Here is a 2143-nt window from a genome sequence, read left to right on the forward strand (position 1 = left end):
CTGCTCGGTTGACTGAGGCGATCCCGCCGCTGCCACCGCCGATTGCCAGATAATCATAATGTTTGGTCATTGTTTGCCGTCCATTGTCAGGAGCCTTGCTCTAATGGATTGATTCTAGCGATAGAGGGCAGGCTCCGGCAAATTTCTGCATCGGGTTTTGTAGCCACTCCTGCAGTTCCTCAATCCGCATCGGGCGGGCAAACAAGAATCCGTAACGCCAGCCAAAGGTCAAGCTGATAAAACCAATCACGATGGGGATCAATGCGCCGCTTAAGTTGTGGCAAGTGTTCCAAATTGACCACCAAAAGCCCCGTTCACTACGCGAATACCAGTGCGTTAGCACCTTGGCACACGCAGGCCAGCCCCAGCCTTGAAAAAAGGCATTCGCCGTCCATAACAAAGTAAAAGCCAACAAGGACGAGCTAAAACCAAAAGCGAGGTTGATGATGCCGGTGGCTATCAGCCCCAACCCCATGAAATAGCGTGAGCGGGAGCGGTCGATCATCAAACCTGAAACAAATTTAGACACCCCGTAAGTGAGGTAGAACAGCGTACCGAGAAAACCCAAATCGGAATAATCGAGTCCTAACTCACTGAGCATTTGCGGCATAGCAAAATTGAAGCTTTTACGAGTGAGATAGAACACGCCATAACCGACATACATGGAAATCATTAAATGAATGCGCCAGTGGCGATAAGCCTGATCGATTTCCATTGCCTGAATGGGTTGCACCATAGGTACAATCTTCATATTGCTTGTCCTTATTGAGTTTCATCCTAATCAAGCGAGGTGGGAAAAACATGGGAAGGAGTTGTATTCATCTAGGAATATTTCCTAGTTTTTCGCTGGTTATTGAGCGTTTTGTGGGTAAGTTAACAATTATTCGCGTGCCAGTTTGGAAAGTGGATGTCGTCATCTTTAATTGACCACCGAGTGCGGATACACGCTCACTCAATCCTTTTAAGCCTTGTCCACGCACCCGCCAGTCGGTGGGTAAACCAATGCCGTCATCTTTGACTTCCAGAATCATTTCACTTCCCGGAAATAGGCTGATGTGTACTCGGGTGGCTTTGGCATGCTTGGAAATGTTGTTCAGCAACTCCTGCACAATCCGATATAGAGTCACCCGAGTCGTATCGTCCAGCTTTTGCGGATTGACTCCCATATTGAGGCGCACCGTAATACCTTGTTCGGCAAAACGCATTTCTTGCACCAGTTGACGAATGGCATGTTCTAACCCGAGTTCATCCAAAATATGCGGGCGTAGTTGCTTTAAGAGCTGACGTGTGGATTGATGAATCCGCATAGCGAGAGACTGCACGCTAGAGGCCGCCTGTTTGGCTTGATGATTACTGGCTAAACGTTCTGCAAGCATGGATTGAATTTGAATCGCGGTAATGTTTTGGCCGATCTCATCGTGCAGTTCGCGAGCCACCGATTTGCGAATTTGCTCTTCAACAGAAACGAGCTGGCGCGCGAGGTCTTGCTTTTCACGCAGCTCTTTGGCTAGGCGGGTGTTCATTTTTTGCAGCAATAAAGCGAGCTGATGTTGGCGGCTAATGGCGATACCCAATCCAAGCCCCACAAACGCTTGGCTTGACATAAAGATCAGCAACTCTTGATCCGAAGAAAAGGAGCCACTGAACTGGCGTGCCGTCGCTAGCAGAATGCAGTTTAAACTGCTCGCCAACACGCCGCCTTGCCAGCCATAGCGATAGGCAAGAAAAATCGTCGGTAGCAAGATGATCAATAGGGCAAACGGCTTCATCTGCTCAAGTAACGTCAGCTCCGCCAGCAGTCCTAAGCTGAAAAACAGTAAACTCCATACCAGCATTTTCGGCTTAAGTTTCACATCGTGGTGGATCAGTTGCGGAGAAAGCGGATGCCAAGTTTGGTGACTAAGGTAGTCGGCCACCAGATACAAAAATGGGGTCAGCACAATGCCTCCCGTGAGCGAAGCGATACTCACGGCAATTAACGTCTCCGCTCCCATTTGTAGCGGTTTCGCCAACAAGGTAAAAGTGATACCCACCAAAATAGTGTGCAGCAGCACCAGTGCCACAATCAGCAGTAACTTTTGCCAATACAAATGTAATTTCGGCCAGTGTTGGCGGGCAATGGCTGCGGCTAGCCAAACCACCC

At 49.0% G+C, this 2143-nt stretch carries 1 protein-coding gene and 1 pseudogene; both read right to left on the reverse strand.

Translation table 11 applies throughout. The features are described from left to right. Positions 1-196: 196 nt before the first annotated feature. A pseudogene (locus GOU96_RS17270) lies at positions 197-751 on the reverse strand (MFS transporter); the annotation flags it as partial. Between the two features lie 67 nt (positions 752-818). Continuing rightward, positions 819-2143 (reverse strand): MASE1 domain-containing sensor histidine kinase (locus GOU96_RS17275; protein ID WP_324702047.1); only part of this gene is annotated, 1325 nt, incomplete at its 5' end.

The organism is Vibrio sp. R-1 (genome assembly GCF_035615595.1).
Classification (GTDB): Bacteria; Pseudomonadota; Gammaproteobacteria; order Enterobacterales; family Vibrionaceae; genus Vibrio; species Vibrio cholerae.